Source organism: Kitasatospora sp. NPDC093806 (genome assembly GCF_040683335.1).
In the GTDB taxonomy this organism is placed as follows: domain Bacteria; phylum Actinomycetota; class Actinomycetes; order Streptomycetales; family Streptomycetaceae; genus Kitasatospora.
Genome location: NZ_JBFBDO010000241.1, coordinates 1 through 2663, shown reverse-complemented (window position 1 = coordinate 2663; position 2663 = coordinate 1). Strand labels below are relative to the sequence as shown.

The window sequence follows — 2663 nt, the reverse complement described above, 5'->3', positions numbered from 1 at the left end:
CGCGACACCACCCTCGAAGCCTTCAACCACCAAGACCTCCCCTTCGAACAACTCATCGAACACCTCGCCCCACCCCGCGACACCAGCCGCAACCCGCTCATCCAGGCCTGGTTCGACCTGTTCAGCGCGGACTCGCGGCTCCAGCTGGCGGGCGTCCGGGTGGACCGGACGGCCGGCGGGGACGCCACCACGCGGTTCGATCTGGAGCTCCACCTGACCGGCGGCGAGACCGGTCCGCTCGGCGTCGAACTCGTCTACGCCACCGACCTGTTCGACCAGGCCACGATGGAGCGACTGGCGGACCACTACGCCACCCTGCTGCGCTCGATCGCCACCAACCCGTACCACCGGGTCGACGACCTCGTCATGACCACCCCGGAGGAGCTGGCCACCCTCCTGGCCACCGAGCCCGCGACGCCGCTGCCGGCCCACGCGACGCTCACCGACTGGTTCCACCACCAGGTCGCCGCCACCCCCGAGGCCACCGCCCTGGTCCACGACGGCGAACGGCTCAGCTACGCGGAGCTCAACACCCGGGCCAACCACATCGCCTGGACACTGCGCGAACAGGGCCACGGCCCCGAGAGCAGCGTCGCGCTGCTGCTGCCCCGCGGCATCGACCAGCTCACCCACCTGCTCGCCATCCTCAAGGCCGGCGCCGCCTACCTCGCGCTCGATCCCGAGCACCCCGAGGACCGGATCCACTTCCAGCTCACCGACAGCGGCACCCGCCTCACCATCACCACCCCCGAACTCCGGCACAAGCTCCCCGCCGACGCCCCGGTGCTCCTCAGCAGCCACCAGCACCCGCACAACCCGGTCGACCCGCCCACCACCCACGGCCCCCACAGCCACGCGTACACCATCTACACCTCCGGCACCACCGGCCGCCCCAAGGGCATCGCGATGGCCCACGAGCCGCTGCTGAACCTGCTCCAGTGGCAGCTGGAGCGCGCCGTCACCAACGGCCCGACGCTGCAGTTCTCCGCGCTGAACTTCGACATCTCGTTCCAGGAGATCTTCTCCACCTGGCTCGGCGGCGGCGCCGTCGTCCTGCTCGACGAGGACGCCCGGCGCGACCCCGAGCGGATGCTGGACATCATGCGCACCCACGGTGTGCGCCGGCTGTTCTGCCCGCCGCTGGTGCTGGAGCAGATCAGCCAGGCCGCCGCCACGGCCGCCGAACTCCCGCCGCTCGCCGAGATCATGACGGCCGGCGAGCAGCTGCACCTGGTGGGCGAGATCCGGGACCTCATCGACCGGCTGCCCGGCGTCCGGATCGACAACCAGTACGGGCCGTCCGAGGCGCACGTGATCACCGCCCACCTGCTGGCCGGCGACCCGGCCGGCTGGCCGACCGCCCCGCCGGTCGGGACGGCGATCGCCAACACCGAGGTGTACCTGCTGGACGGGCACGGCAACCCCACCCCGTTCGGCGTCCCCGGCGAGATCCACGTCGGCGGAACCTGCCTCGCCCGCGGCTACACCGGCCGCCCCGACCTCACCGCCGACCGCTTCGTCCCCAACCCCTACGGCGAGCCCGGCTCCCGCCTCTACCGCACCGGCGACCTCGCCCGCCACCGCCCCGACGGCACCCTCGAATTCCTCGGCCGCGCCGACTTCCAGGTCAAGATCCGCGGCTACCGCATCGAACCCGGCGAGATCGAGACCCTGCTCTCCACGCACCCCGGGATCGAGCAGGCCGCCGTCGTCCCGGTCGAGCCGACCCCCGGTGATCTGCGGCTCGCGGCCTACTACGTCCCGGCCGCGGGCAGCGACCCCACCCCCGGTGAGCTGCGCGAGTTCCTGGCCCGGACCCTGCCGGCCTACATGGTGCCGAGCCACCTGGTCCCGCTGGCGGCCCTGCCGCTCACCGGCCCGGGCAAGCTCGACCGCAAGGCGCTGCCGCTGCCGGACCGCGAGGCCGGGGCCGACGACGCCTACCTGGCGCCGCGCAACCCGCGCGAGGCGGCGATCGCGGCCATCTGGGCCGAGGTCATCAACCTGTCCAAGGTCGGGGTGACGGACGACTTCTTCGAGATCGGCGGCCACTCGCTGCTGGCCACCAAGGTGATCGCCCGGGTCCGGGCGGCCTTCGAGGTGGACCTGCCGGTGCGCGCGGTGTTCAACGGCCGCACCGTGGCGGCGCTCGCCGAGGCGGTCGCGGCGGCCGAGCGGCCGGTGATCGCCCCGCTGCTGAGCAAGCCGCGCGACGCCCGTCCGCCGCTGTCCTTCGCGCAGCAGCGGCTCTGGTTCCTGGACCGGTTCCAGCCGGGGATGACGGCCTACCACGTCTTCCAGGGCTACCGGTTGAAGGGTGCGCTGGACCCGGTCGCGCTGGAACGGGCCTGGCAGGCCGTCGAGGAACGGCACGAGGTACTGCGCTCACGCTTCGGCAACGACGGCGACCAGCCCCACGTCATCGTCGACCCCGCCGGCACCATCCCCCTGGAACGCCTCGACCTGTCGGGTGCCGCCGACCCCGAGCAGGCCGCCCGCGAGCACACCCAGCGCCAGGCCGACCAGCCCTTCGACCTCGCCACCGGCCCCCTCACCCGCGCCCACCTGCTCCACCTCGCCCCCCAGGACCACATCCTCCTGATCACCGTCCACCACAGCATCTTCGACGGCTGGTCCATCAACGTCCTGGAGAACGACCTCAC

The 2663-nt window shown here is 72.5% G+C and carries 1 protein-coding gene; it reads left to right on the top strand.

The features are described 5' to 3' along the window. The coding region (locus AB0N76_RS39625; RefSeq protein WP_363565714.1) for an amino acid adenylation domain-containing protein at positions 1-2663 on the top strand (2663 nt) is incomplete at both ends.